The organism is Acidiphilium sp., assembly GCF_049977125.1.
Classification (GTDB): domain Bacteria; phylum Pseudomonadota; class Alphaproteobacteria; order Acetobacterales; family Acetobacteraceae; genus Acidiphilium.
This window is the reverse complement of sequence record NZ_JBMFGY010000274.1, coordinates 1-2,711: the sequence shown is the minus strand read 5'-3', so window position 1 is coordinate 2,711 and position 2,711 is coordinate 1. Positions and strand designations below refer to the sequence as shown.

At 60.8% G+C, this 2,711-nt stretch carries 3 protein-coding genes; all 3 read right to left on the bottom strand.

Going from position 1 to position 2,711, the window contains the following annotated elements:
* A partial coding sequence (locus tag ACP5E6_RS17985; RefSeq protein WP_427956609.1) for an ATP-dependent helicase occupies window positions 1–1,452 on the bottom strand: 1,452 nt, incomplete at its 3' end.
* A gap of 212 nt (window positions 1,453–1,664) precedes the next feature.
* On the bottom strand, window positions 1,665–2,186 hold the full coding sequence (locus ACP5E6_RS17980) for a transglycosylase SLT domain-containing protein (RefSeq protein ID WP_427956606.1): 522 nt from the start codon (window positions 2,184–2,186) through the stop codon (window positions 1,665–1,667).
* Between the two features lie 242 nt (window positions 2,187–2,428).
* A partial coding sequence (locus ACP5E6_RS17975) for a hypothetical protein (protein ID WP_427956603.1) occupies window positions 2,429–2,711 on the bottom strand: 283 nt, incomplete at its 5' end.

The following is a 2,711-nucleotide window of genomic DNA, read 5'->3' as shown; positions in this document are numbered from 1 at the left end:
CGCGGTTTCGATCGCCGACAGAAGCGAGCACTGACGCCAGGCGGCTTCGGCGTCGAGGCATTCGAGCGCCTTCTCACCAAAACCGCGCGGGGGCGTGTTGATCACCCGCCGAACCGCCTCGTCGGATTGAACCGAGTCCGGGGAGACAGATATCCGCAGCAGGGCCAGGGCATCCTTGATCTCGGCACGCTGATAGAAACCAACATCGCCGATCATCACGTAGGGGATCCGCTGCCGGATCAGAGCCTCTTCGAACCCGCGCGACAAAAAATTGCTGCGATACAGGATTGCGATTGATCCGAACCCTGCCCCGGCAGCCCGTCGACGCAGAATATCATCGACGACGCCATCCGCCTCGGCACCCCCATCCCGAAACCGTACCACCGCGACCGGCTCGCCGGCAGGCTTGCGGGTGAATAGTGTCTTTCCCAGTCGGTCCTTGTCGCCTGCGATCACCGCGTTTGCCGCCGCGATGATCAGGGAGGTCGACCGGAAATTCTCCTCAAGCCTGATCTGCGAGCCGCGGGGATAATCCTGCAGGAAGCGGCGGTGATACCGGATATCGCTACCGCGCCAGCCGAAGATCGCCTGATCATCGTCGCCCACGCAGAAGAGTTGCTGGTGGGGGCTGGCCAGCAGGTTTATCCATCGGTACTGGGCATAGCACACGTCCTGATATTCGTCTGCGAGTACGCAGTCGAACCGCTCGGTCCAGCGGCTGCGGTAACGCGCATCGCGGGACATGGCGAGCGTGGGCCAGAGCAGCAGGTCCCCGAAATCCGCGGCATTGGCATCGCGCAGGCAGCGTTGATACTCTTGGTAGATGCTGGCCGATATCCGCATGACATTGGGCGAAACCGGCTGATCGGCCTGTCTGGCCTGAACGATGTATGCCTCGACTCGGTTGGACGCTTCAGCAGGCTCGATCAAATTGTCCTTGAACCAAGAGATCCTGCCGCAGACCTGCTTGAGCAGATCGGGCTCGCTGACTCCCGTGTCGGCGCCGGTGTCGAAATGACGTGCCTTTAGGACGCGGCGGATGACCCTGCGGCTGTCATCGGCATCGTAGATCTCAAAATCCGGCCGCAGCCCGGCGACCTCGGGCTCGGTGCGCAGCTGGCGAGCGCAGAGGCCGTGGAAGGTTCCGACCCATCCTGGTCGGGATGAAATCCCGAGTGCGGTTTCGATCCGGCCGGTCATTTCCCGGGCGGCCTTGTTGGTGAAGGTCACGGACAGGATGCGGGAGGGCGGGATCTGGCCATGGCGGATACGACGGACGATCGCGGCCGCGAGGGTTTTGGTCTTGCCGGTGCCGGCACCGGCCAGCACGAGAACTGGACCGTCCTGCCACGCCGCGTCGCGTTGCTGTTCGGTCAGACCGACAAAGGGATCACCCGACGCCAGGATTGGCTCGGTCAGCGTGCCGTCCGACGAACCGATCCCGTCCATCATCACACGACCGTGCCGGACCCGAGACGGCGTATGTCGGCTCTGAAATTGCGATAGCTCCGACGATCGCTAGGGGTCCTCGGCACGGTGATCGATCGGAACGTGCCTGGAGGGTATAGGCGACCGTGCTTGGCTCCATGCCGATAGGCCCACCCGGCGGCGATCAGCCGGCGGATCAGATCATCGATCATACGGTCGTGGCTGTAGCGCATGGATCAGCTGTAGACCGGGTCGCTGGCTGTACCGCCGAGGCGTCCTGCCATCACGCTCTGATACTGCCCAACCGTCCAACCGGTCATGCCGTTGTTCGCCAGCGACGGCGCGGATACAAAATTTGATAACGGGGTTGATGCCGGGGCGGTTGCAATCTCACCGCCCGGTACCGGACCGAACATATAGGCACCATAGGTCTGTAAAACCGTCGGAGGGGACTCGGTATACTGTGAAACAATCGCCGCATAATCCTTCAGGATATATGAAGCGACAACGGCCTGATCGGACGGGTTGGTCATATCTGCCTCTGTGAAGGGCAATCCGTATAGTGCAACGGTGGACTCCCAGGTCGGCTGAGTGATCTGATACACCCCGAATGCCGAGGTCGAACCGTTGCTATCGCCGACATTCTCGTCGTGACTTTCAACGAATGCGATGCCAGCCATGGCTTGCGAATTGATGCCCAACTGTTCAGCCGCAGCGATGCCTGAGGTGGAAAAGCCGGATGATTCATATGCAGCCATCGCACTATTGCCGCCGAGTGGAGTGCCGTTACCCGAGCCAGAACCAGGACCCGAGGAGTTGGGCGGTGTGGGTGCTGGAGCAGGTTGCGGCGCTGCCACCACGACTCCGGTTCCAAGTTCGGGATAAACGGGAACCACGGTCGGCGGGGGGATTACGACGGGTCCTACGGTTTGCGCTGCGGCATTGACCAACCCAGACAGGGGAATGGCAAAGACGATCAGCAGACCAATTCTTCTTGGTCTCATGAGGGTGGCCGAATATCAAATAGATCAAGGCCGTTTGTCTGCACTCCTTCGAATGTACAGGTATCGCTTGGCGCGAACTTGTCAAAAAATGGATGAATATAACGGTCACTGAGGTATCCAATCTTGCCGCGCGCAAGATATAGCTTTGTATAGCCATGCAGCGACGGTCCCGCAGCGACCCAGTTCATCGTGAGCCCGATCTGAGGGGCATTTCTGTCAGGAGCGGAGCGGATCGGCTTGGACGCATCCGCTCCCACGCATTTCCAGAAGCCGGGCACG

Excerpts from the sequence above, each read along its gene's own strand:
- ACP5E6_RS17980 (WP_427956606.1), bottom strand. The coding sequence starts at position 2,186 with ATGGCTGCATATGAATCATCCGGCTTTTCCACCTCAGGCATCGCTGCG.